This is a genomic window from Egicoccus sp. AB-alg2, from assembly GCF_041821065.1.
In the GTDB taxonomy this organism is placed as follows: Bacteria; Actinomycetota; Nitriliruptoria; order Nitriliruptorales; family Nitriliruptoraceae; genus Egicoccus.
The window spans coordinates 35,827-59,253 of the sequence record NZ_JBGUAX010000014.1; the positions used below are offsets into that span (position 1 = coordinate 35,827).

Genomic DNA, 23,427 nt, shown 5'->3' on the forward strand with positions numbered 1-23,427 from the left:
TCAAGCCTGTCCGGCGACGGTCTTGTCCGTCGCGCCGGTCGTGGCGGCCGTGCTGCGCGCCGGCATCGCGGGGATCTCGGCCGCACCGGTCTCTGGGGCGTAGCCGACCCCGCCGCGGGCGTCGAGTACGGCGATGTCGCGACGCGGCTCGGTGACGCCCAGCGGGCAGCGGGCCTCGCGGACGTGCGCCTCGAACTCGTCGCGGAAGTACTGCAGCCCCGAGGTGATCGACGAGGTCATGCCGTCACCGAGCGCGCAGAAGCTGCGGCCGAGGATGTTGTCGCAGATGTCCTGCAGCAGGTCGAGGTCCTCCATGCGGCCGCTGCCGGTCTCGATGCGCCGCAGCACCTGCGACAACCAGTAGCCACCCTCGCGGCAGGGCGTGCACTTGCCGCAGGACTCGTGCTCGTAGAACTCGGTGAACCGCAGGACCGTGTCGACCACACAGGTCTGCTCGGAGTAGATCATCAGGGCGCCGGTGCCCAGCATGGACCCGGCCTCCATGATGTCCTCGTAGGTGTAGGGCACGTCGGCCTTGGACGCCGGCAGCATCGGCGTCGAGGAGCCACCGGGGCAGAAGAACTTCAGCTCGCGACCTTCGAGCATCCCGCCGCAGGCCTCGATCATCTCCGACACCGGCGTGCCGAGCGCGAACTCGTAGTTGCCCGGCTCGTTCAGCTCGCCGGAGATGCACATCAGCTTCGGCCCGGGGCTCTTCTCCGTCCCCCACTGGCGGTACCAGTCCACGCCGTGGCGCAGGATGAACGGCACCGAGGAGATCGACTCGACGTTGTTCACCGTCGTCGGGCAGCCGTACAGCCCGTGGGTCGCCGGGAACGGCGGACGCAGCCGCGGCTGGCCGCGACGGCCCTCGAGCGAGTCGAGCAGCGCGGTCTCCTCGCCGCAGATGTAGGCGCCGGCACCGCGGTGCAGCGTGAGGTCGAAGCGCTTGCCCGAACCCATCACGTCCGCGCCGAGGTAGCCCTTCTCGTAGGCCTGGCGGATCGCCTTGGCCAGCTGGCGGCCGGCGTAGGCGAACTCGCCGCGCAGGTAGATGTAGCCCTGCACGGAGTTGAGCGCCAGGCCGCCGACCACCATGCCCTCGACGAGCTGGTGCGGGTCACGCTCCATGATCTCGCGGTCCTTGAACGTGCCCGGCTCGCCCTCGTCGGCGTTGCAGACGATGTAGACCGGCTTGCCCGTGTCCTGGGCGACGAAGGACCACTTCATGCCGGTCGGGAAACCGGCGCCGCCACGGCCGCGGACACCGGCCTGCTTGACGACGTCGATGATCTCCGAGGGCTGCATCTCCAGCGCCTTGCGCAGGCCGACGTAGCCGCCGTGCTGCTCGTACACCTCGATGTCGTCGGCGCCCTCGATGCCGTAGCGCTCGGTCAGGGCGACGCAGGGTCCGGTGGTGCCCATGTCAGCCCTCCTCTCGCGTGTCGTCGTCGGTCCGCCGCTCGCCCCCGTAGGAGCGCAGGTCGCGGTCACCCTGCCCGGTGGGCTGGCCGCCCTCGACGCCGGGCTCGCTGTCGGGGGCACGGTCCGTCGGCGGGTCCGCGGGCGTCTCCGCCCCCTTCTCGCCCGCCATCGAGTCGCTGGGTTCCTGCTCGGAGCCGGCCGCGGCGCGGTCGCGCTCGGCCTCGGCGGGCTTGGACGAACCGCCCGCCGCGCTGACCGACGGCTGCTCCTGGGCGGAGGGCGTGTCGGGTGTCGGCGAGAGCACCTGCTCGGCGAGCTCGCTGGCCGCCCCGGTCTGCTGCTCGGCGAGGTCCTCGATCTTCGAGGCGGTGGTCGGGTCCATCTCGGCGGCGTGGTCCTCGGGCCGCCCGGTCGGCTCGCCGCCGAGCTTGGCCTGGTTGCGGAACGCCTGGCCGCCGTGCCCGAACGGGTCGCCGCCCGGGTGCGTGACGGGCAGGTCGGTCTCGCCGGTCCGGTAGGCCGGCGGCACCTCGGCGGTGGCCTGCAGGCGCGCCGCCTCGACCAGGTAGGCGTCGGTGCCGTCCTCGATGCCCGACAGCTGGCGCTCGACACCCCGGAACCTGTCCGGCACCTCGTTGGACCAGTTGGACACCGGCGGGTCCCCGGCCTTGGCCTTGTCGAACAGTTCCATCGCCTGCTCGTGGCTGACTGGGCCGTACATCTCGTAGTTGATCTGCACGACCGGGGCCGCGTCGCAGATGCCGAGGCACTCCGCGTGCTCGACCGTGACGCCGGCCCCCTCGTCGGTGTGGTGCGCACCGCCGCAGCGCTCGACGTAGGCCTCGTAGATGTCCTGGGCACCCGCGATCTTGCAGGTCGGGTTGGTGCAGACGCTCAGCAGGTAGTCACCCACCGGCTGGCGCTTGAACATGGTGTAGAACGTCGCCACGGCCCCGACCTCGGCCTTCGTCAGGCCGAGGACCTGCGAGCACAGGGCGATGCCGTCCTCGCTGACGAAGCCCTCGTCGGACTGGACCAGGTGCAGCATCGGCAGCAGGGCGGAGCGCGCGACGGGGTAGCGCATGGCCAACGCTCGCGCTTCCTCGCGCGTGGTCTCGGAGATGGGCACGGGTGCGTGCTCCTCGGGGTGAAGGCGGTGCGGTGGGTGGCGAGGCGTTACCGGTCGACGCCACCCATGATCGGGTCGAGGCTGGCGACGACCACGATCACGTCGGAGATCGCGTGGCCGCGGCTCATGTCGTCCATCGCTTGGAGGCCCACGAAGGACGGGTCGCGCAGGTGGACGCGGTAGGGCTTGTTCGTGCCGTTGGAGGTCAACGCGCAGCCGAGCTCGCCACGCGGCGACTCCACGGTCGTGTAGACCTGGCCGGCGGGCACGGTGAAGCCCTGGGTGACGAGCTTGAAGTGGTTGATCAACGACTCCATCGACTCGCCCATGATGTGGCGGATGTACTCCGGGTCGTTGCCGATGCCGTCGGGCCCGAGCGCCTGCTGGGAGGGCCAGCGGATCTTCTTGTCGGCGACCATGACCTCGCCGCCGGGCAGCGTGTCCAGCGCCTGACGGATGATCCGCAGCGACTGACGCATCTCCTCGACGCGGACCAGGTAGCGGGCGAACGAGTCGCCTGCGGTCTCCGTCGGGACCTCGAAGTCGTACTGGTCGTAGCCGGCGTAGGGCGAGGCCTTGCGCAGGTCGTGCGGCACGCCGGCGGCGCGCAGCAGGGGCCCGGTCACCCCGAACGCCAGGGCGTCCTCGGCGGTGAGGACGCCGATGCCGCGCAGCCGGTCGTTGAAGATCGGGTTGCGGGTTAGCAGGTCCTCGAGCTCACCGATCTTGCCCGGCAGGTACTCGAGCAACGACTCGCAGCGCTCGACGAAGTCCTCGGTCACGTCCTGGGCGAGCCCGCCGGGGCGGAAGTAGGCGTGGTTCATCCGCAGCCCGGACTGCGACTCGAACAGGTCGAGGATGTGCTCGCGGGCGCCGAACCCGTTGGTCATGACGGTCGTGGCGCCGAGCTCCATCCCGCCGGTCGCCAGCCAGACGAGGTGGCTGGAGATGCGGTTGAACTCGGACAGGATCACGCGCACGGCGTCGGCACGCTCGGGCACCTGGACGTCGAGGAGCTTCTCCACGCCCATGCAGTAGACCCACTCGTTGAAGAGCGGGGCGACGTAGTCCATGCGCGTCACGAACGTCGAGCCCTGCACCCAGGTGCGGTACTCCGCGTTCTTCTCGATGCCGGTGTGCAGGTAGCCGATGATGGGCGCGACCCGCAGGACGGTCTCGCCGTCGAGTTCCAGCACGAGGCGCAGCACGCCGTGCGTCGACGGGTGCTGCGGCCCCATGTTGACGGTGAGGGTGTCGTCCTCGATCGCGTCGACGACGGTCTCCCAGTCCGCCCCCTCGACGAACAGCTCGTTGGGGTCGTCGACGCGGGTGCCCGCGGCCGGCATCTCGCGGTCGCCGGGCTCCGTGGAGACGTTGCCGGTCTGTGGGTCCTGGTCGAGACTCATTCGACCACCTCGCGGAGGTTGCGCTCGTGCGGCGGCGGGATGAACTTGTCGTTCTCGTAGTCGATCTCGACGCCGCCCAGCGGGTAGTCCTTGCGCTGGGGGTGTCCGAGCCAGTCGTCGGGCATGAGGATGCGGATCAGGTTCGGGTGGCCGGTGAACTCCACCCCGAACATGTCGTAGACCTCGCGCTCGTGGAAGTTCGCGGTCGGGTAGATCGAGGTGACCGACGGCAGGCGGGCGGCGTCGTCGGGGGTGCCGACCGAGAGGCGCAGCCAGTGGTTGCGGCGCACCGAGCGCAGGACGTAGTCGACCTCGATGACGCCCTGCTCGCGCGACACGCGGTACTCGGGCCAGCCCGTGGTCGAGATCTGGCGCTCGATGACGTGGTCACCGGCGGGCCAGTGCACGCCGGAGAGGTCCGACAGCAGCTCGCAGGCGAGTTCCTCGTCGTCGCGGCAGAAGGTCATCACCTCGACGAGCTGGTCCGGCTCGACGAAGATCGTGAGCTCGCCGCGGTGCTCGTCGACGCGCAGTCCGGGGAAGCGGGCGAGCACCCGCTCGCGGAGCTGGTCGTTGGTGAGCGACGCACCAGCGGTGCCGTGACCGGGCGCCGGCAGCGTCGTGCCCAGCCGGCCGGTCATCTCCGGGCCGGGCATGCCGTCGGGGTCGTAGGCGGTGCTGCCGCTCATGAGCGCGCCGCCTTGTCCGCGAACTCCTCGCCGCGGACCTTGGCGTGCAGCTTGAGGATCCCGTCCATCAGCATCTCCGGACGTGGCGGGCAGCCGGGCACGTACATGTCGACCGGCACGACGTGGTCGACGCCCTGCACCAGCGCGTAGTTGTTGAACATGCCGCCCGAGGTCGCGCAGACCCCCATCGAGATGACCCACTTGGGGTCCGACATCTGGTCGTAGATGCGGCGCAGCACGGGGGCCATCTTGTTCGACAACCGGCCGGCGACGATCATCAGGTCGGCCTGGCGCGGCGAGGCGCGGAACACCTCCATGCCGAAGCGCGCCATGTCGTGGCGGGGCCCGCCGGCGCTCATCATCTCGATCGCGCAGCAGGCCAGCCCGAAGGTGGCCGGCCACATCGAGGTCGAGCGGCCGTAGTTGACGAACTTCTCCAGGTTCGTCAGCAGGACGCCGTTGGGGAGCTTGCTCTCTAGTCCCATTCCAGGCCTCCACGGCCGAGTTCGTACACGAAGGCCACACCCAGGATCACCACGAAGATCCCCATCTGGGCCAGGCCGAACCAGCCGAGCTCGCGGAAGACGACCGCCCAGGGGTAGAGGAACACCGCCTCGACGTCGAAGATCAGGAAGAGCATCGCCACCATGTAGAACTTGACGGTGAAGCGCGTGCCCTTGATCTTCGCCAGCGGTTCGTTGCCCGACTCGTAGGCGCCGAGCTTTGTGGGGTTGGGCGCCTTGGGGCCGATGTAGGCACTGGTGATCGCGCCGCCGGCCGCGAAGAGCATCGCCAGCCCGAACAGCAGCAGGATCGGGAAGTAGTCGGAGAGCACGTCAGTGCCTTTCGGCGTTCGGCCCGACCGCGATCGGGCGAAGGCAGCACGGCGGGGGAGGCGCAGCCCCGGAAACGGCCGTCACGGTAGGGCCGTGCGGACGAACGCCGCAAGGCGCGTGCCGGTCAGCCGTCCGGGGCCGCTGTCCAGTCGGGCAGGGCGTGGCGCCGTGCCGCCGGCAGAGCGTGCGCAGCGGGCTCATGCCGCCGGCGCCAGACGCTGGAGGGTGTTGATGATGACGTCCTTGGTGTCGGCCGGCCGCGCGTCTGTCAGGTGCGCCATGAGCTTGAACACCAGCTCCATGAGCGGCCGGTACGGCATCCCGTACTCCGTGCACACGTGCATGACGGCCGGGTGCCCGACCAGCTCGGCGAACACCTTGCCGAGCGTGTAGTAGCCGCCCCAGCGCCGGCGCAGCTCGGCGTCGTAGGCGTCGAGGTCGGCGGTCCGCTTGGTGGTCAGCGCTCCGTCGACCACCTCGGCGGCGAGGCGGGCGGCCTCCATCGCGTAGGAGATGCCCTCGCCATTGAAGGGGTTGACCATGCCGCCGCTGTCCCCGACGAGCAGGACGCCGCGCTGGTGCAGCGGGGTGCGGTTGAACCCCATCGGGATGGGCCCGGACCGGATGCGGTCGGTCCGGTTGTCCTCGGTCGTCTCCCACTCGTCGGCCAGCCCACCGGCCCAGGACGTCAGCAGCTTGCGGTAGCTGACGGCCTGGAAGTCCTTCGAGGTCGACAGCAGGCCGAGCCCGACGTTGAGCGTCCCGTCGTCGAGCGGGAAGATCCACCCGTAACCCGACAGCAGGTCGCCCTCGGCGTCGCGCAGGTCGAGGAACGAGCTGATCCACGGATCGTCGGCGCGCGAGGAGCGGTAGTAGGTGCGCGCCGCGACGGCCATGGGCCGGTCCTCGCGGCGTCGCACACCGAGAGCGCGGGCGAGGCTGCCGCTGGCGCCGTCCGCGGCGATGACGACGGGTGCCCGGACGATGCCCTCCCGCCCATCGGCGTCGCGCCAGGTCACGCCGCTGACGCGGGACTCGCTGGGGTCACGCCAGACCGGCCCGGTGACGGTGACGCCCTCGTGCAGGCGGGCGCCGCGGCGCTGGGCGAGGCGGGCGACGGCCTCGTCGAAGACCTTGCGGGTCGCGGTCGCACCCCAGCCGGGCCAGTCGTCGAGGTCGGGCCACGGCAGTTCCATGACGGTGTGGCCGCCGTGGATGCGCAGGCCCTTCTGGGTCGCCCAGCCCTCGATGCGGCCGTTGGCCTCGTCGACCATGCCGAGCTCCAGCAGCTCCTTCACGACCCGCGGGGTCAGCCCGTCGCCGCAGACCTTGTCGCGCGGGAAGGCGTCCTTCTCCAGGAGCACCACGTCCCGACCACGGGCGACGAGGTGGGCCGCGACGGCGGCACCGCCCGGGCCGGCGCCCGCGACGACCACGTCCGCGTGCGTGACGGGGGCCAGCGCGTCGCTCGTCCCGGCGACGACGGCCGGGGCGTTGGCGTCGCGTGCCATGGTCGACTCCTCGCGCGCGGGGTCAGCGGGGTGGGACGGCGGGTGCGCTCGGCGGGGGACGCCGCGGCGGACCGGTGCCAGCGGTGCACCACGGGTTCGCGGCCGACCGTGCCGTGTCCCGCTCCAGCGGGCTGCGCGGCGGGCCGACCGCCCGGCAGACGCTGCTCGTGAACGCCTTCACAAGCGCTCCCACAGTCTAGCCACTCACGCCGAGGCCGTGGGACGCCGGTTTCGCGGCGACGCGATGGGCGGCCGGGCGTGGCGGGCCCGGGCGCGGCCGACGCTACGGCCGGCCGTGCATGGTGCCGACGAGCGCAGCCAGGTCGTCCACCGACACCCGCGCCACCGGTCGCGGCGGATCGGGAACGGTGGCCGTGCCGTGCTGATCGAGCGCGATCCGCAGCGTGGCCGGCGCGGCGCTGCCATCGGCGTCGAGTTGCACCTCGACGTCGGTGACGCGGGCGTCTTCGACCGTGATCCGTCCGGTGGCCTCGTCGGGGACGTCGTGACCGAGCACCGGCGAGCCGAGGTGCGCCGCCACCGCCGCCCGCAGCGCCGCCAGGTCCACGCGGACCGTGTAGCGGCGCGCCGCCCCGTCGACGTCGACCTCGACCACCGCCGCGGCGGCGTCCCAGGCGTCCGCGAGTTCGGCGGCGTCGCCGGCCCGGCCGTGGTGGTCGTCAAGACCTTCCAGAGCGATCCAGTCGCCCCCGTAGCCGGCCAGCAGCGCGGCGCGCTCCTCGCCGGTCACACCCTTGGCGTCGAGCAGCGGCCCGATGACGGCCTCAGGATCCGCGCCCTCCGGGATGCCGAGCACGTCGGCCAGTCCGACACGCACCAGCGGGTCGCGCCCGGGGGCGGCGTGGATCTCGAACAGTGGCGGGGTGCCGTCCACCTCGACGGCCGCCGCGACCTCGCCGTCGCCCGCGCGCGTGCCGGTGAGGCGGGCGTCGCGCAGCAGTCCGGCCACCTCGGCGGGGGCGGGCGCGCCGTCCAGGCCGTCGACCCATACCTCGAACGCGAAGGCGTCGTCGAGCGTGGCCGCGACGGCCTCCGCCAGCGCCTCCTGCGGGTCGCTCTGCGCCGTGACGGCTTCGCCGCGCAGGTCCGCCGTCCCGCCGCAGGCGGTCACCACGATGGTGAGCACCATCGCCGTCAGGGCCGCCCGCATGCGTCTCATGGTGTCCGGAACCCCCGGTGCACTGCCACGATGCCACCGGCCAGGTCCTTCACCTGCACCTGCTGGTAGCCGGCCGCGGTGATCCAGTCGGCGATCGTGCGCCGGTCCGGCCACGCCAGGATCGAGTCGGCGAGGTAGCGGTAGGCCGCCGGTGACGACGAGACGACCTTCGCCATCGCCGGCAGCAGGCCGACGAGGTAGCGGCGGTACACCTCGCGGAACGGCGGCCAGGTCGGGTTGGCGAACTCGCACACGACGACGCGGCCGCCCGGACGGGTGACGCGGGCGAACTCGCCCAGCGCCCGCTCGGGATCGGGCACGTTGCGGAGCCCGAACGAGATCGTCACGGCGTCGAAGGTCGCGTCGGGGAAGGGCAGCGCCTGCGCGTCGCCGTTGACCCAGGTGACGTGGTCGTGCCCGCGGCGGGCACCCTCGGCCAGCATGTTGAACGACAGGTCCAGCGCGGTGACGTGACGGGCACCGCGGGCGACCAGCTCCACGGCGACGTTGCCGGGACCGGCGGCGACGTCCAGCACGTGCGCGGCCAACGGCTGGGCGGCGTCGGCGGTCACCCGGCGCCAGTGCGCGTCCTGGCCCAGCGAGAGCGCGGCGTTGGCCAGGTCGTAGCGCGGCGCCACCTCGTCGAACATCGCCTGGACGAGCGCGGCGTCCTTGCCCTCGCGGCCGGCGGCGGGCAGCACCCCCTCCCCCGCCGGGGACGGGCGCGTTCCGTCGTGGGTCGAGGTCAACGGCGGGCCTTGTCGGGCGGGCCGGGCGGCGCCGGCGTGACGGTGGCGCGGTGCGTCCCCCGAGGCTACTGCACGACCCGTCGGTCCACGTCTCGGCGGCGGTGGCGCGTGCGGGGCTCGCGTAGCCTGCGGACGGCGGGCCGCCCACCACCGGCGGTCCGAACTCCCTTCTCGTCCTCCTCCCGTCCCCGACCGCCGAGCGACCGATGTCCTCCCCCGCCGAGCGTGACCTGGACGCTCCCGACGCCGCCCTCGCGCAGGCCGTCGAGCGCCCGCCGGCGTCACTGGCGGCCGACGACGACCTCGAGGCCCCGTACGACCTCGACGACCTGGCGGCCGAGGTCGGCGCCGGGCGTGCGCTGCTGGACGCCGTCGCCCGGACCGGGCTGCTGCTGCCGCACCACGTGGACGAGCAGGGTGTGGCGCGCTACTCGGCGGCGGACGTGGCCGCGGTCCGGGCGGGACTGACCCTCCTGGAGGCGGGGTTGCCGCTGGGCGAACTGCTGGATCTGGCCCGCCGCACGGACACGGCGGTGCGCGAGGTCGCCGGGGCCGCCGTCGACGCGTTCCTGCGCTTCGTCCGCGACCCGGTGCGTGGCACGGCGGCCAGCGAGGACGAGGCCGCAGCGCGGCTGGTCACCGCGTACCAGCAGATGCTGCCGGCCACGGAGCGGCTGGTGGCGCACCACCTGCGCCGCCGGGTGCTGTCGGAGGCCGCCCAGCGAATTCCCGGCGCGATGGCCGAGGCCGGCGGCGCGGAGGCCGGCAGTGGGGAGGCCGGCGACGCGGAGTCCGGCGGTGCGGAGCCCGGCGACGCGGAGTCCGGCGGTGCGGAGGCCGAGGGCGCGTGAAGCTCCGGGTCCGCACCGCTGCGCTGGATGACCAGCGTCCCCTGCTCGGCCTGCTCCCGCGGGCCGCGGACGGCACGGGCCCGGCCGACGCGGTCGCCTGGGTGCGGACCACCACGCGCCGCGACGGCCCCGCCGACGAGGGGTTGGTCGGGTGGGGCACCGCCGTGCGTGTGGCTCCCGGTGCGGGCGCGGACCGTTTCGCCGCCGCCGAACGGGCGCTGCACCACCTCGACGTCGAGGTGGACGACGAGGTCGGCGCGTTCGGCACGGGACTGGTGGGGTTCGGCTCGTTCGCCTTCACCGACGCGGGCGCCGGCTCGGTCCTGGTCGTGCCGCGGGTGGTGGTCGGGCGCCGCGACGGGCGCACGTGGCTGACGACCGTCGAGGGGGTCGACGGCCAGCCGTCCGCGTTTCTGCCCTCGCTGCCGCCGCCCGGCGCCCGGCTGGCGGAGCCGGCCCGCGACCGGGCGCGATTCGCCGGTTCCTCGAAACCGGACCTGTACTGGCTCGAGGCCGTCGCCGCGGCGATCGAGCGGATCCGGGCCGGCGCCGCGGACAAGGTCGTACTGGCCCGCGACCACGCGGTGTGGTCGCAGGAGCCGTTCGACGCCGCGGACCTGGCCCGGCGGCTGAGCGGGCGATTCCCCAGCTGCCACACGTTCGTGGTCGACGGGCTGGTCGGCGCGACGCCGGAGCTTTTGCTGTCGCGGCGCGGCTGCGAGGTGTTCTCCCGGGTGCTGGCGGGCACGACCGGCCGCAGCGACGACGAGGCCGAGGACGCCGCCCTGGGCGCCGCGCTGCTGGCCTCGGCCAAGGACCAGGAGGAGCACCGGTTCGCGGCCGAGTCCGTTCGCGACGTGCTGGCGCCGCTGACGACCGGCCTCGTGCACGACGACACCCCGCGGTTGCTGCGGCTGGACAACGTCCAGCACCTGGCGACGGCGTTCACCGGGCGGCTGTCGTCGGCTCGCACCGCGCTGGAGGTGGTCGCGGCGTTGCACCCGACGGCGGCGGTCGGGGGCACGCCGCGCGACCGGGCGGTCGGGATGATCGCGGAGCTGGAGGGCATGGACCGTGGCCGCTACGCCGCCCCGGTCGGGTGGACCGACCTCGCCGGCGACGGCGAGTGGGGCATCGCCCTGCGCTGCGCCCAGCTCGACGGCGCACGCGCCCGCCTGTTCGCCGGGGTCGGCGTGGTGGCGGCGTCGTTGCCGGAGGCCGAGCTCGAGGAGACCCGCCTCAAGCTGCTGGCCATGCAGGCGGCCCTCGGTGAGGACCCCATCGCCTGACACCGCTTGCCGCGTCGCCGGGCAGGCCGCGCGCCCGCGAGTCGGAATGCGCATGCGTGCATCCTGGCGCGCACGGGGTGCGGATGCGGGTGCACGCATCGGGGCGGCGGCGCGACGCCGCGGAGCAGGTGGGTCGCGGGGTCGCCAGCCCGGGTCAGGCCAGTTCGTCGAGGGCGGCGGCCACCTCGCGGCTGATGCGGCGGTGCAACGCCAGGTTCTGCTCGCGGTCGGTGCGCACGTGGACGAGGTGGATGCCGCCGGCCTCGCGGGCGGCGTCGACGGCCGGCAGGAGCTCGGCGGCGGTCGTCACCGGCTGGTGGCCGAGGTGGTGCAGCCGGGCCAGGTCGGCGAGGTCGCGCCCGTGCGGGGTGCCGAACACCCGCTCGAACGAGCCGGAGAAGGCGTGCTGCGGCAGGAACGAGAAGATGCCGCCGCCGTCGTTGTCGACGACGACGATCGGCAGGTCGACCCGTTCCACGTCCGGCGCGAGCAGGAAGCCGTTGGCGTCGTGCAGCAGCGACAGGTCGCCCGACAGCGCCACGGTCGGCCGCTCCCCCGACAGCGCCACCCCCAGCGCCGTCGACACGAACCCGTCGATCCCGGAGGCGCCGCGGTTGGCCACGACCCGCAGGTGCTCGCGCGGGGCCAGGAACTGGTCGAGGTCGCGGACGGGCATCGAGGACGCGACGACCAGCGTGGTGCCGTCGGGCAGGCCGGCGCCGAGGTCACGGGCGACGCGCGGCTCGGTCGGCCGGTCGTCGGCGTCGAGCACCTCGTCGATCACCTTGCGGACCCGGCGGTCGGCGCTGCGCCATCGGTCCATCCAGTCCGAGCCGGCCGGGACGGCGAGGTGGTCTCGGAGGGCCGCGACCGTGAGCTCCACGTCGGCGACGAGTAGTTCGCCGATGGCCCGGTCCGGGTCCTGCCAGGCACCGTCGGGGTCGATCAGCAGCTGCGGCACGTCCGGGCCCAGCAGTGCGGCGAGGTTGCGGGACAGCCCCGTCCGGCCGATGCGCAGGACCAGCTCCGGGCGGTGCGCGCGGGCGAAGCCGGCGTGGCCGAGCAGATGGTGCGCGGTGCCAACGACCTGTTCACCGCTGCGCAGGTTCGAGGTCGGCTCCGCGACGACGGGCCAGCCGGCGGCCCGGGCCAGGTCCAGGGCCGGGCCGGCGTGCGCGGTCGTCTGCCCGGCGACGACCAGGCCACGCTCGGTGCCGGCGATGCGGGCGCCCAGCGACGCGAGCTCGGCGGCCGGGGCGTGGCGCGGCGCCCGGTCGACGACCACCCACGGACGGCGGCCGGCCCGGCCCTCCAGCGGCTGGCGGAACGGTACGTCGGCGGCGGCGCGGCCGTCGTCGGTCAGCGGCACGGTCGGTTCACGGAACGGCAGGTTGACGTGCACGGGGCCGGCCGGGCCGGACAGCCCCCCGGCCTCGGCCAGGGCACGGCAGACGGTGGCTCGCCAGTAGGCGACGGCTCCCGGGCGGTCCTCTGGCACGCCCACCTCGACGAACCAGCGCACCTGCCGGCCGAAGATGCCGAGCTGGTCGATGGCCTGGTTCGCGCCGGTCTGGCGCAGTTCCGGCGGCCGGTCGGCGGTCAGCAGGACCAGCGGCACGTGACCGGTGTCGGCCTCGACCAGTGCCGGGTGCAGGTTGGCGACGGCGGAGCCGCTGGTCACCACGACCGGTGCGGGCCGGCCCGTGGCGCGGGCGAGGCCGACGGCGAGGAAGCCGGCCGAGCGCTCGTCGATCTGCACGTGCAGGCGGACGCGCGGGTCGTCGTGCAGCGCCATCGCCAGGGCGGTCGAGCGCGACCCGGGCGCCAGCACGGCGTCGGTGACGCCACCACGGGCCAACTCGTCGACGAGCACGAGCGCCAGGGCGTGCGACGGGTTGGCGCCGGCGTCCATCATCGGCTGCCTTCGCCGCCGGCGGTGTCGCCGGCCTGGTGCGCGTCGTCGGCCTGCTGGGCGGCGGCCAGGTGGGTGGCGGCGGCCTGGAGCCGGTCGAGGAGGTCCATCGTCAGCTCCGGGTCGGGTGCGGCCTGGTCCAGCATCGCCGGGTCGGGAGCGACCCGCCGCACCGGCAGGGTGCCGTCCTGCGGCAGCAGCGGCCGGTCCGTGACGTCGGCCGCCAGCAGGCTGCCCGTGCCCAGCCCGCAGGCGTAGGGCAGTTCGGGCAGCGCCGCGGCCAGCGCGACCCCGGCGGCCAGGCCGACCGACGTCTCCAGCGCCGACGACACGACGGTCGGCAACCCGGCCGCGTCGATCACCTCCAGCGCGCGGTGCACGCCGCCCAGCGGCTGCACCTTGACCACCAGCACGTCGGCGGCGTCCAGGCCGGCGATCCGCAGCGGGTCCTCGGCCGTGCGCACCGACTCGTCGGCCGCCAGCGGCACGTCCACCCGACGCCGCAGCTCGCGCAGCTCGTCGAGGGTCGCGCACGGCTGCTCGACGTACTCCAGCCCGCCCGCCGCACGATCCAGCCTCGTCACCGCGAGCACGGCCGACTCGACGTCCCAGGCGCCGTTCGCGTCGACGCGCACCCGACCGTCCGGGCCCAGTGCGTCGCGGACCGCCGACACGCGTGCGAGGTCGTCGGCGAGGTCCTGGCCGGTCTCTGCCACCTTCACCTTGGCGGTCCGGCAGCCGCTGGCGGCCACCAACGCGAACGCCCGCTCCGGGTCCACGGCCGGCACGGTGGTGTTGACCGGCACGCGGTCGCGGACCGGCGTCGGGAAGGGGACGGTGGCCGCCTCCTGCGCCGCCGCGAGCCACCTCGACGTGTAGGCGGGCCCGTAGTCCGGGAAGGGCGAGAACTCGCCCCAGCCCGCGGGGCCCTGCAGCAGCACACCCGCACGCGTGGTGACGCGGCGGAACCGCAGCCGCATCGGCACGACGAACGGGCGCAGCAGGCCGATCTCGTTCATGCCAGCCCCGCCGCGGTCGGGGTGAGGCCGGTGGCGTTGGCCAGGGCGGCGGCGAACAGCACGGCGTAGGCGAGCTGCCCCTTGGCGGTGGCCTCCAGCGCCTGGATCAGCCGCGGCCCCGACGTCGCCGGGTGGCGGACGGTGGCGACGCCCGGCCACAGCACCACGACGCTCAGCAGCGGCGCGAGCAGCCAGCCGTCCGAGGTGACGACCGCCAGCACCGGCAGCAGCAGGAAGGCGACCGCGACCAGGGCGACGTACAGCCGGCGGGTGCCGGCATCACCCAACCGGACGGCGAGCGTCACCTTGCCCGCCTCACGGTCGGTCGGGATGTCGCGCAGGTTGTTGACCACGAGCAGCGCGGTCGCGAGGCAGCCCATCGGGATCGCCGCCAGCACGGCGATCAGGGTGATGGTCTCGTCCTGCGCGTACGCGGAGCCGACCGTCGCGACCAGCCCGAAGAAGACGAACACGAACAGCTCACCGAGCCCGGCGGACGCGTAGGGCCGCGGTCCGCCGCTGTAGCCCAGTGCGGCCAGCATCCCCGCCGCACCCACCAGCAGCAGCTCCCAGCCCGCCAGCGCCGCCAGCGCCAGACCCGCGACGGCCGCGATCAGCAGGGACGCGGCGATGGCGCGCTTCATGTCGCCGGGCGCGATCAGGCCGCTGGCCACGGCCCGGCGGGGGCCGACACGCGCCTCGGTGTCGACGCCGCGCACGCCGTCGAAGTAGTCGTTGGCGTAGTTGACCGCGACCTGCAGCGCGAGAGCCACGAGCAGCGCGAGCACGAACCGCACGAACGACACGTCGGTCAGCGGCGTGGCCGCGGCGGCGGTCCCGACGAGCACCGGCGCGACGGCCGCCGGCAGCGTCCGCGGTCGTGCCGCCTCGAGGTAGGGGTTCATCAGTAGTGGTACGGGAAGCCGGACCAGTCGGGATCGCGCTTCTCCAGGAACGCGTCGCGTCCCTCCTGCGCCTCGTCGGTCATGTAGATCAGGCGGGTCGCCTCGCCGGCGAACACCTGCTGACCGACCAACCCGTCGTCGGTGAGGTTCATCGCGAACTTGAACATGCGGGTGGCGGTGGGCGACTTGCCGTTGATCTTCGCCGCCCACGCGAGCGCGGCGTCCTCCAGCCGGTCGTGGTCGACGACGAGGTTCACCATCCCCATGCGGTGGGCGTCCTCGGCGGAGTACTCGTCGCCGAGCAGGAAGATCTCGCGGGCGAACTTCTGCCCGACCTGCTTGGCGAGGTAGGCCGACCCGAACCCGCCGTCGACCGAGGCGACGTCGAGGTCGGTCTGCTTGAACCGGGCGTGCTGCCGGCTGGCGATCGTGAGGTCCGCCACCACGTGCAGGGAGTGCCCGCCGCCGGCGGCCCAGCCGGGCACCACGCAGACGACCGCTTTGGGCATGAAGCGGATCAGCCGCTGCACCTCGAGGATGTGCAGCCGGCCGGCACGCGCCGGATCGATGGTCTCTGCGGTCTCGCCCTCCGCGTAGCGGTAGCCGTCGCGGCCGCGGATGCGCTGGTCACCACCGGAGCAGAACGCCCAGCCGCCGTCCCGGGGCGAGGGCCCGTTGCCCGTCAGCAGCACGCAACCGACGTCGGGCGTCATGCGGGCGTGGTCGAGCGCGCGGTACAGCTCGTCCACGGTGTGCGGCCGGAAGGCGTTGCGGACCTCGGGCCGGTCGAACGCGATGCGCACCGTGCCGCGGTCGACCACCGTCCCGCCGGCGTCGGGGCCGACCTCGCGGTGGTAGGTGATGTCGGTGAAGTCGAACCCGTCGACGACACGCCAGCGGCTGGGATCGAAGGTTTCGGAGACCACGCTTCTGGTTCGCCTCTCTGGCCGGAGCACTCCGGCTCTACGCTAACACCGACGCGGAACCGCTCCGCGTGTCGCTGCCCCGCCGCGCCGCCACCCCTGCGACGCCGGCCACGTCCCGCCGCGACGTCCTCCCCTGGAGGTTCGAGGTGCCCGCTCGCCTGGTCGCCCTCCGGCTGCCGCCGGAGCGATTCCTCGACGAACTCGACCGCGTGTGGTCCGACGGCGACGCCGTGCTGCCGCTGTCCACGACCGCGCCGGCGGCGACGCTGCAGCGCACGCTGCGGGCGTTGCGGCCCGCGTTGCTGCGCCGCCTGGACGACGCCGGCGACCTCGTCGACGAGCCGCTCGCCGACGCGCCACCGATCGCGGATGGCACCGCGCTGGTGGTGGCGACGTCGGGCTCGACGGGCCAGCCGAAGGGCGTCGTGCTGCCCCACGAGGTCCTGCAGGCCTCGACGGCCGCCAGCACCGCGCGCCTGGGCTGCGAGCCCGGGGAACGGTGGCTGCTGGCGCTGCCGATCCATCACGTTGCCGGTATCCAAATCGTGCTGCGCTCGCGGGCGCTGGGAACGGAGCCCGACGTCACGCCGCCGGGCGGCGACGACCTCGGCGACAGCGAGGCACAGCACGTCTCGCTGGTGCCGACCCAGCTCACCCGGCTGTTGGAGGCCGGTGTCGACCTGAGCCGGTTCCGCACCGTGCTGCTCGGCGGTGCCCGGCCGGAGCCGGCGCTGCTCGACGCCGCGCGCGAGGCGGGCGTCCCTGTCGTGGTGTCGTACGGCATGACGGAGACGGCGGGCGGGTGCGTCTACGACGGCCGGCCGCTCGACGGCGTCGAGGTGGACGTCACCGGCGACGGCGACGGTCGCATCCGGGTGCGCGGTCCCCTGCTCGCGACCGGGTACCGGACCCGCCGCGGCACCCAGCCGCTGGTCGACGAGGACGGCTGGTTCGTCACCGGCGACCACGGCCGCCTGCGCCAGGACGGCACGTTGGAGGTCTTTGGCCGCGTCGACGACGTGATCGTCTCCGGCGGGATCAACGTGCCGGCGCCGACCGTCGCCTCGGCGCTGCGCACCCATCCCCAGGTCCTGGACGTCGCCGTCGCCGGCCGCCCCGACCCCGAATGGGGCGAGGCGGTCGTGGCCGTGATCGTGCCCCGGGACCCCGACGCGCCCCCGACGCTGGACGAACTGCGCGAGCACGTGCGGCGCGAGTACCCGGCCTCCTATGCGCCCCGGGACCTGGTGGTCGTGGCGGCCCTGCCCCGCGACGCGATGGGCAAGCTGCCGCGCGCGGCGGTCAAGCTGCTGGCCGAGTGAGCGCACCGGGCGGCCGGCGGCGCCGGATCGTCGGCTCGCGCGTCGGGCGGGTCGCGCATCGGGCGGGTCGCGCATCGGGCGGGTCGCGCGCCGCGTCCCGCCCGTGCCCGGTCGGCATCCGGTCCACACCGGTCAGGTGCCCAGCTCCAGCACCATGACCGGGTCGCTGGTCGGCTGCGGCGAGCCGCCTTCCGGCTCCACCGTCACACCGATCGCGGCCGCCTCGGTGAAGTCGCCGGTCACCACCCGCGACACCCGGCCGCGGTCGTCGACGTCGAACACGCCCGCGGGCGTGGCACCGGCCGCGTCGATGACCCACAGTTCATACGTGTGCTCGTGCGGCGCCGGCGCCATGCCGTCGACCAGCAGGACCGCCTCACCACGGCTGGGCGAGAGCACGACCCGGCCGACCGAGCCGTCGGGCCCCTGCGTCTCCACCCACCGCGCGTCGGGGGCGGCCAGGATCTCCTCGTAGCGGACCTGCTGGTCCTGGAGCGAGTCGACGCGTCCGTACAGGTCGTTGACGAGCACCCCGACACCGATGCCCAGCACGACCAGCACGGCCGCCGCCGGGACCAGCAGGCGGCCCCACCACGGACGTCCGGTCGCCGTGCCGGTGCTGCCCGCACCATCGCCGGCACGTGGCCGCGGCGCCTCCTGGCGGGTGCGGTCGATCTCGTCCAGCACCCTGACCTTCAGGTCCGGCGGTGGCGGTTCGGCCGCGGCGCCGCCGAGGCGGGCGGCCGTGGCCAGCAGTTCGGCGACCTCCTGTGCGCAGGCGTCGCAGGCCTCGAGGTGCTGCTCGAAGAAGCGGCGCTCGTCGTCGTCGAGCGCGTCGGCGGCATAGGCGCCGGTCAGGGTGTGGATGTCAGCGGTCACGAAGCCACCCCCATCGCGTCGCGCAGTCGGATGAGGCCGTCGCGCATGCGGGTCTTGATGGTGCCGAGCGGCGTGTCGAGCAGCTCGGCCACCTCGCGGTAGGTGTAGCCCTTGTAGTAGGCGAGCTCCACGGCCTCGCGCTGCAGATCGGTCAGCGTGGCCAGCGCGGCGCGCACCTGCTCGTGCTCGAACGCCACCTCGACCTCCTCGGAGACCGCGTCGTACTCGCGCTGCTGCTGGCCCTGCCCGACCCGGTGCGTGCGGTCGCGGCTGGCCTGTTCCGACCGGACGCGGTCGATCGCCCGGCGGTGCGCCATCGTCAGGATCCAGGTGTGGGCGCTGCCCCGGTCGGGGTCGAAGCGGGCCGCGGTGCGCCACACCTCGACGAGCACCTCCTGGGCGACCTCCTCAGACTGTGCCGGGTCGCGAACCACCCGTCGCACGATGCCGTACACGAGTCCCGCGATGCGGTCGTACAGCGCGGCGTACGCGGCCTGGTCACCCCGCGCGACGTCGAGGAGCAGGTCGTCGTCGGTCGGCGCCGGCATGGTGGGCACGACGGGTCGCAGGCGGCGCTGGTCGCGCCGTGCGCCCTCGTGGGGAGGGTCGTCGCTCACCGTAGACCTCGCTCGTGTCACGCTGCCCCGGTCACGGTCCGGACGGGGCGTGCGAGACGAGTTCGGCGTGCAGGCTCCTACGGGTTGCCCCGTGCCTGTGGGTCACCACGGGGTCGTGCGACGTGCGCAGCCGAGGTTCGGTGCAGGTTCGCGTGCGGCGGTCGCGCGTCAGGACAGCCCGGCGTACGAGTGCAGCCCGACGAAGACGAGGTTGACGGCGTAGTAGGTGAACATCAGCACCGCGAACGCGCCGATCCCGATCCAGGCGGCGCCGCGGCCACGGGTGCCCCGCGTGGCGCGGGCGTGCAGGTAGGCCGCGTAGGCGATCCACGTCAGGAACGACGCGGTCTCCTTGGGGTCCCAGCCCCAGAAGCGGCCCCAGCTCTGCTCGGCCCACATGGCGCCGGCGATGACCCCGAAGGTCCAGGCGAAGAAGCCGAGGGCGATCGTGCGGTAGGCCAGCCCGTCGAGCGTGGACGCCTGCGGCAGGAACGGCACGAACCAGCGCGCGATGAGGGCGACGGCGACGAGCGTGAGGTTGACGGTCAGCGCCCGGGTCAGACCCTCGGACAGCGTGGTCGTAGGCGTCGCCACGAACACCCAGGAGACCGTCGAGGTGCCGAGGAAGGTGCCGACCGCCAGCTTCAGCGGCGAGATCGCGGTGCGCATGGCGCGGCGCTCGGCCTCCACGGGCAGCGACGTGGACCCGTGGTCCTCGTCGGGGGCGACGCGCCCGCTCAGCGCCTCGTCGGGGTTCCTGGCGCCGCTGTCCAGGTCGTCGCCCGGCACGCCTGGCGCAAGGTCCTTGATGTGGGCGGCGCCCACGGTGGACCGACCGGTGGGCACGGCGCGTGCGGCGGCCAGGCCCCGCTCGGCGGTGTCGCGCAGCAGATGCAGGCCGTTGAACAGGAACCCGACGGTGAAGATGCCGGCGGCGGTGACGATGACGCTGACGTGGAAGGTCCGCCACCAGGTGTCGAGGATCGGCATGAGGGGGCCGGGGTCGGCGTAGGTCAGCATGGCGGAGCTGACGACGACGGCCGCACCGAGCATCACGAAGCCGACCAGTTCGGGCTTCTTGCGCACGATCGTCAGGTAGATCAGCCCGGCCAGCGCGCCGGTGAGCGCCATCGCCGAGGTGAACTCGAACATGTTGCCCAGCGGCAGGCGGTCCTGTGCCAGGCCACGCACGATCTCGTGGGCGACGTGGGCAGCGACGGCGGTCCAGGCCAGCGCGATCCCGAGCCGCTGCAGCTTGGCGCCGGCGGGTGCCCCGCTGCGCGTGGTCGCCAGACCGGCCCGCGTCGTCAGCGAGTACAGGCACACGATCGCCGCGCTGACGTACAGCAGCAGCGTCACGGGGCTGTAGAGCAGCCGTGAGAGCTCGGCGAGCTGGTCCTGGCTCATGTCATCTCCTCGGAGACCGCGTCCGGCCCTCGTCCCCCACCGGGGCCTGGCTCGACACCGACCGGCGCTGGCGTCGCGCCGTCGGCGGGGTACGGCGTCGCGTCGAGTTGGCGGGCCAGCCGCTCGACCAGCGCCGCATGCTCGTCGTCGAAGGTCTGGGGACGCTGGAACGCGCGTCCGGCGACGGTCACGATGGTACGTCCGTCGCTGGCGTCACGCTCCGCCACCACCCACAGGCGGCGCCGGTAGGCGTACAGCGCCGGCCACAGGCCGGCCAGCAGCAGCCCGCTGGCCAGCAGCAGGTACGGGATCTGCGGGCGGGCGCTGACCTGGAAGCCGACCCAGCGGCGCAGCTCGACGAACCGGACCACGACCCCGTCGCCCATGTCCACCTCGGCGCCGGGGCGCAGCCAGGCCCCGCCGGCGGACTCGAGCTCGGACGTGTCCAGCTCGTTGATCGTCTGCGCCGTGCGGCCGAGCTGCAGGTCGCCGCGGAACATCTGGAACAGCAGCAGCGGGTCGTCGGCGAACGGCGCGCCGGTCGGGACCGGCTCGCCGGCCTCGTTGTCCGGCGCGTACGGATAGAAGAACACCGACAGGCCGACGTCCGGGTCGGCGGCGGGGGCCTTCACCGCGGCCCGGAAGTGCCCGCCGTCGGTGGCCGTGGCGGTCAGGAAGTTCTCGTAGACCAGCTCGCCGTCCACCTCGACCTGCACGAACGGCGCGTAGCCCCAGTCCAGCTGGTGGATCTTCATCCCGTCGACGACCAGCGGGCGGTTGCCCTCGATGACGGTCTGCTCGACGCTGCCGTCGCCGTGGGTCACCTCGACGTCCGAGCGGAACAGCGTGGGCTGGCCGGCGCCGGGGGCCAGCGGGTCGCGGACCCAGTCGACGTGGAACTGCTCGAGGTCGAGGATCCAGCCGCTGTGGCTGGCCTCGGACCACCAGCGGCCCGGCCCGTAGGTCCAGTAGGACACCGGCGTGTCGGCGAAGCGCTCGCCCTCGACCACGGCGCGTTGGCCCTCGAAGCTCAGCAGCTGGCCGAACACGATCGCCGCGAGCAGGACGTAGAAGCTGAGGTGGAACAGCAGGCTGCCGCCCTCGCGCGACCAGAGGCCCTTCTCCGCCGCGACCTGCGGGGGCGGACCGGCCGCGACGACGCCGTCGGCGCCGCGGGCCTCCTCGACGCGCACGCGCCACCGGGAGCCGCGCAACAGGTCGGCGGCGCTGCGGTGCGCCTCGTCGACCTCGCGGGTCGTCGACAGGCGCGCGACGACCTCCTGGCGGCCGGCGTTGCGGGTCAGCGGCGGGCGGCTGTGGCGCACCAGGCGGACCCAGGCGCGGATGCGTGGGATCAGGCAGGCGGTGAGGCTGAGGAACAGCAGCAGCAACAGGGCGAGGAACGCCGGCGAGCCGTAGACGTCGTAGCCGCCGATCAGGTCGATCAGCCCGGACACCGCCGTGCCGGGGCCCTCGGTGCCGGCACGCCAAGCGTCCACCGTGGCCGGGACGTTCGGTTCTTGCGGGACGATCGTGGCGATCAGCGTCTCCACGCCCAGCAGACCCAGCAGGTACAGGGCCGTGCGCATCCGCACCAGCCAGCGCCAGCCCATGACCACGGAGGACCAGACGAAGCCCAGTGGGCCGTCGCCGCCATCACGTGGGGGACGTACCTGCGGGTTCGCCTCGGGGGGCGCGGCGGAGTCGGTGCGGCTCACGGTGGGGACGGTACCTCGCGGGGTGGAGGGCTCAGATCGGCGGCTCGAAGCCGGTGATCAGCGGGCGCAGCAGGCGGATGAACTGGTCCCACAGTCCCGTCGCGATGGCCAGGCCGACCAGTGCCAGCAGTGAGCCGCCGGCGACCTGCAGCGTCCGGGCGTTGCGCTTGAGCACGTCCAGCGCACCCGACAGGCGGCGGAACATCAGCCCGAAGACGATGAACGGCACCCCGAGCCCGAGCGCGTAGACGAAGCCGAGGAAGGCGCCACGGGCCGACACGCCCTCGGTGACGCTGGCGGACATCGTCAGGATCGCCCCCGCGGCCGGGCCGATGCAGGGCGTCCAGCCGACCCCGAACACGAACCCGAGCACCGGCGCGGACGCCAGGCCGGTCGGTGCCCGGTCGCTGAGGCGGAACTCGCGCAGCAGCTTGCCGCTGGCCATCAGCACGCCGAGCACGAACACGACCGTGCCCATCGTCACCCGGGCCACCGTCGAGCGCGCCAGGATGTCGAACGCGGCCACGAACGAGCCGAGCATCACGAACGGGATCGCGAAGCCGACCACGAACAGCAGCGAGCCCAGCGCCACCCGGCCCCGCGCCCGCACCCCGCCGTCCGCGAGGTCCTCGCCCGACAGCCCGGTCATGAACGACAGGTAGCCGGGCACCAGCGGTACGACGCAAGGGCTCGCGAAGGACACCAACCCGGCCGTGAACGCGATCGCCGCCGCGACCAGGACGTTGGCGTCGAAGATGAGGGCCTGGACCGTCTCGCCCATGGCCTACGACCCCGCCGCGGCGGACGCCGGCTCGCCCGAGCGCGCCACCGCCTCGGCCAGCGCGGTCACCTCGATGGCGTCGCGCGGGGATCCGAACAGGCGCGCCGCCACCCGGCCCTGGTCGTCGAGGAACAACGTGGTCGGGATGGTCCGCGCGCCGACCCCGCCGTAGCGCGACGCGTAGACGTTGTCCGGGTCGAACAGGCTCGGATACGGGATGTCGAACTCGTTCTGGTGGGCCAGCGCGTTGGCGTGCGCGTCCTCGATGTTGACGCCCACGAACGCGACCTCGTCCTCGGGCAGCATGTCGAACGCCGCGTTCAGGTGGGGCTGCTCGACGCGGCACGGCCCGCACCACGACGCCCAGAAGTTCACGACGACGACCCGACCCTGCAGGTCCGCGATGGTGAACTCCTCGCCGTCCTCGCCCAGCACGGGCATGACGTCGGTCGGCGCCGGCTGCCGGTCCTCCTCGGCGATCGGGCACAGCCCCGGCCGCACCCCCGGCAGGGTCTCCTCGCACCCTGCCGCGCTGGAACTGCTGGTGCAGCCCACGGCGACGAGCGCGAGCACGAGCAGGAGCCCGGACCACGAACGGGCCCGACGAGGACGGGACACGACGGCGGTTCCCCTTGGGCGAAGCGAGCGAATCGCGGACCCCCAGGGTGCCCGTCCCCCGTCCGAACTGCCAACCCGAGCACCCCCAACACCGCCCGCCCGGCGCGCCGGAGCCCGGATGACCGCTCCGGGCCGTGATGGTCGCTTCTGCAGGGGTCGCTTCGCTCGCTCTCGGTGCGCGCCCTTAAGGCGCTCCGAGCCGTCCCGGAGCCCGACCGCTCCGGGGCTGTGGTGGTCGCCTGCGCAGGGGTCGCTTCG

The 23,427-nt window shown here is 73.6% G+C and carries 22 protein-coding genes; 3 read left to right on the top strand and 19 right to left on the bottom strand.

Annotation, left to right across the window (positions count from 1 at the left end):
• The 9 genes from nuoF to ACERM0_RS21235 all read right to left on the bottom strand — a co-directional run bounded on the left by nuoF (window position 1) and on the right by ACERM0_RS21235 (window position 8,877).
• A complete protein-coding gene (gene nuoF, locus ACERM0_RS21195; RefSeq protein WP_373680633.1) occupies window positions 1–1,425 on the bottom strand; it encodes an NADH-quinone oxidoreductase subunit NuoF in 1,425 nt (474 codons plus the stop codon).
• A 1-nt stretch (window position 1,426) separates the two neighbouring features.
• Complete coding sequence (locus tag ACERM0_RS21200) at window positions 1,427–2,554, bottom strand: NAD(P)H-dependent oxidoreductase subunit E (RefSeq protein ID WP_373680634.1); 1,128 nt, start codon at window positions 2,552–2,554, stop codon at window positions 1,427–1,429.
• A 47-nt stretch (window positions 2,555–2,601) separates the two neighbouring features.
• Window positions 2,602–3,900 (bottom strand): NADH-quinone oxidoreductase subunit D, encoded by a 1,299-nt coding sequence (locus ACERM0_RS21205; protein ID WP_373680653.1) that lies wholly within the window; start codon window positions 3,898–3,900, stop codon window positions 2,602–2,604.
• 56 nt (window positions 3,901–3,956) lie between these two features.
• On the bottom strand, window positions 3,957–4,649 hold the full coding sequence (locus ACERM0_RS21210; protein WP_373680635.1) for an NADH-quinone oxidoreductase subunit C: 693 nt from the start codon (window positions 4,647–4,649) through the stop codon (window positions 3,957–3,959).
• Entirely contained in the window at window positions 4,646–5,134 is a 489-nt protein-coding gene (locus tag ACERM0_RS21215) for an NADH-quinone oxidoreductase subunit B family protein (RefSeq protein WP_373669505.1), read from the bottom strand. The genes ACERM0_RS21210 and ACERM0_RS21215 overlap by 4 nt, the downstream gene beginning before the upstream one ends.
• Window positions 5,125–5,484, bottom strand: a complete 360-nt coding sequence (locus ACERM0_RS21220; protein WP_373680636.1) for an NADH-quinone oxidoreductase subunit A — start codon at window positions 5,482–5,484, stop codon at window positions 5,125–5,127. The genes ACERM0_RS21215 and ACERM0_RS21220 overlap by 10 nt, the downstream gene beginning before the upstream one ends.
• Before the next feature lie 198 nt (window positions 5,485–5,682).
• Complete coding sequence (locus ACERM0_RS21225; RefSeq protein WP_373680637.1) at window positions 5,683–6,996, bottom strand: geranylgeranyl reductase family protein; 1,314 nt, start codon at window positions 6,994–6,996, stop codon at window positions 5,683–5,685.
• Between the two features lie 283 nt (window positions 6,997–7,279).
• The gene (locus ACERM0_RS21230) at window positions 7,280–8,167 is read right to left on the bottom strand and encodes a hypothetical protein (protein ID WP_373680638.1); all 888 of its coding nucleotides are present in this window, start codon (window positions 8,165–8,167) and stop codon (window positions 7,280–7,282) included.
• 5 nt (window positions 8,168–8,172) lie between these two features.
• Window positions 8,173–8,877: a class I SAM-dependent methyltransferase gene (locus ACERM0_RS21235; RefSeq protein WP_373680639.1), complete on the bottom strand. Its 705-nt coding sequence runs from the start codon at window positions 8,875–8,877 to the stop codon at window positions 8,173–8,175.
• A gap of 254 nt (window positions 8,878–9,131) precedes the next feature.
• On the opposite strand from ACERM0_RS21235, the gene ACERM0_RS21240 reads away from it, so the two are divergent.
• Window positions 9,132–9,776: a hypothetical protein gene (locus ACERM0_RS21240; RefSeq protein ID WP_373680640.1), complete on the top strand. Its 645-nt coding sequence runs from the start codon at window positions 9,132–9,134 to the stop codon at window positions 9,774–9,776.
• Window positions 9,773–11,065: an isochorismate synthase MenF gene (locus ACERM0_RS21245; RefSeq protein ID WP_373680641.1), complete on the top strand. Its 1,293-nt coding sequence runs from the start codon at window positions 9,773–9,775 to the stop codon at window positions 11,063–11,065. The genes ACERM0_RS21240 and ACERM0_RS21245 overlap by 4 nt, the downstream gene beginning before the upstream one ends.
• Window positions 11,066–11,219: 154 nt before the next feature.
• On the opposite strand, the gene menD is transcribed toward ACERM0_RS21245, so the two are convergent.
• The 4 genes from menD to ACERM0_RS21265 are packed head-to-tail and all read right to left on the bottom strand — an operon-like array spanning window position 11,220 to window position 15,827.
• The gene (menD, locus tag ACERM0_RS21250) at window positions 11,220–12,980 is read right to left on the bottom strand and encodes a 2-succinyl-5-enolpyruvyl-6-hydroxy-3-cyclohexene-1-carboxylic-acid synthase (protein WP_373680642.1); all 1,761 of its coding nucleotides are present in this window, start codon (window positions 12,978–12,980) and stop codon (window positions 11,220–11,222) included.
• Entirely contained in the window at window positions 12,977–13,996 is a 1,020-nt protein-coding gene (locus tag ACERM0_RS21255) for an o-succinylbenzoate synthase (protein WP_373680643.1), read from the bottom strand. The genes menD and ACERM0_RS21255 overlap by 4 nt, the downstream gene beginning before the upstream one ends.
• Window positions 13,993–14,901 carry a 1,4-dihydroxy-2-naphthoate polyprenyltransferase gene (locus ACERM0_RS21260; RefSeq protein ID WP_373680644.1) on the bottom strand — a complete coding sequence of 303 codons (909 nt, stop codon included), beginning with the start codon at window positions 14,899–14,901 and terminating at the stop codon, window positions 13,993–13,995. Before ACERM0_RS21260 ends, ACERM0_RS21255 begins: the two co-directional genes overlap by 4 nt.
• The gene (locus ACERM0_RS21265; protein ID WP_373680645.1) at window positions 14,901–15,827 is read right to left on the bottom strand and encodes a 1,4-dihydroxy-2-naphthoyl-CoA synthase; all 927 of its coding nucleotides are present in this window, start codon (window positions 15,825–15,827) and stop codon (window positions 14,901–14,903) included. The genes ACERM0_RS21260 and ACERM0_RS21265 overlap by 1 nt, the downstream gene beginning before the upstream one ends.
• 146 nt (window positions 15,828–15,973) lie before the next feature.
• On the opposite strand from ACERM0_RS21265, the gene ACERM0_RS21270 reads away from it, so the two are divergent.
• The gene (locus ACERM0_RS21270) at window positions 15,974–17,149 is read left to right on the top strand and encodes an AMP-binding protein (protein WP_373680646.1); all 1,176 of its coding nucleotides are present in this window, start codon (window positions 15,974–15,976) and stop codon (window positions 17,147–17,149) included.
• A 132-nt stretch (window positions 17,150–17,281) separates the two neighbouring features.
• Here ACERM0_RS21270 and ACERM0_RS21275 read toward each other — a convergent pair whose 3' ends face one another.
• The 6 genes from ACERM0_RS21275 to ACERM0_RS21300 all read right to left on the bottom strand — a co-directional run bounded on the left by ACERM0_RS21275 (window position 17,282) and on the right by ACERM0_RS21300 (window position 23,169).
• Window positions 17,282–18,028: an anti-sigma factor domain-containing protein gene (locus ACERM0_RS21275; protein WP_373680647.1), complete on the bottom strand. Its 747-nt coding sequence runs from the start codon at window positions 18,026–18,028 to the stop codon at window positions 17,282–17,284.
• On the bottom strand, window positions 18,025–18,576 hold the full coding sequence (sigK, locus tag ACERM0_RS21280; RefSeq protein ID WP_373680654.1) for an ECF RNA polymerase sigma factor SigK: 552 nt from the start codon (window positions 18,574–18,576) through the stop codon (window positions 18,025–18,027). The genes ACERM0_RS21275 and sigK overlap by 4 nt, the downstream gene beginning before the upstream one ends.
• Before the next feature lie 237 nt (window positions 18,577–18,813).
• On the bottom strand, window positions 18,814–20,052 hold the full coding sequence (gene ccsA, locus ACERM0_RS21285; RefSeq protein WP_373680648.1) for a cytochrome c biogenesis protein CcsA: 1,239 nt from the start codon (window positions 20,050–20,052) through the stop codon (window positions 18,814–18,816).
• The gene (locus ACERM0_RS21290) at window positions 20,049–21,770 is read right to left on the bottom strand and encodes a cytochrome c biogenesis protein ResB (protein ID WP_373680649.1); all 1,722 of its coding nucleotides are present in this window, start codon (window positions 21,768–21,770) and stop codon (window positions 20,049–20,051) included. Before ACERM0_RS21290 ends, ccsA begins: the two co-directional genes overlap by 4 nt.
• Before the next feature lie 31 nt (window positions 21,771–21,801).
• A complete protein-coding gene (locus ACERM0_RS21295; protein WP_373680650.1) occupies window positions 21,802–22,551 on the bottom strand; it encodes a cytochrome c biogenesis CcdA family protein in 750 nt (249 codons plus the stop codon).
• A gap of 3 nt (window positions 22,552–22,554) precedes the next feature.
• Window positions 22,555–23,169: a TlpA family protein disulfide reductase gene (locus ACERM0_RS21300; RefSeq protein WP_373680651.1), complete on the bottom strand. Its 615-nt coding sequence runs from the start codon at window positions 23,167–23,169 to the stop codon at window positions 22,555–22,557.
• Between the last annotated feature and the right edge of the window lie 258 nt (window positions 23,170–23,427).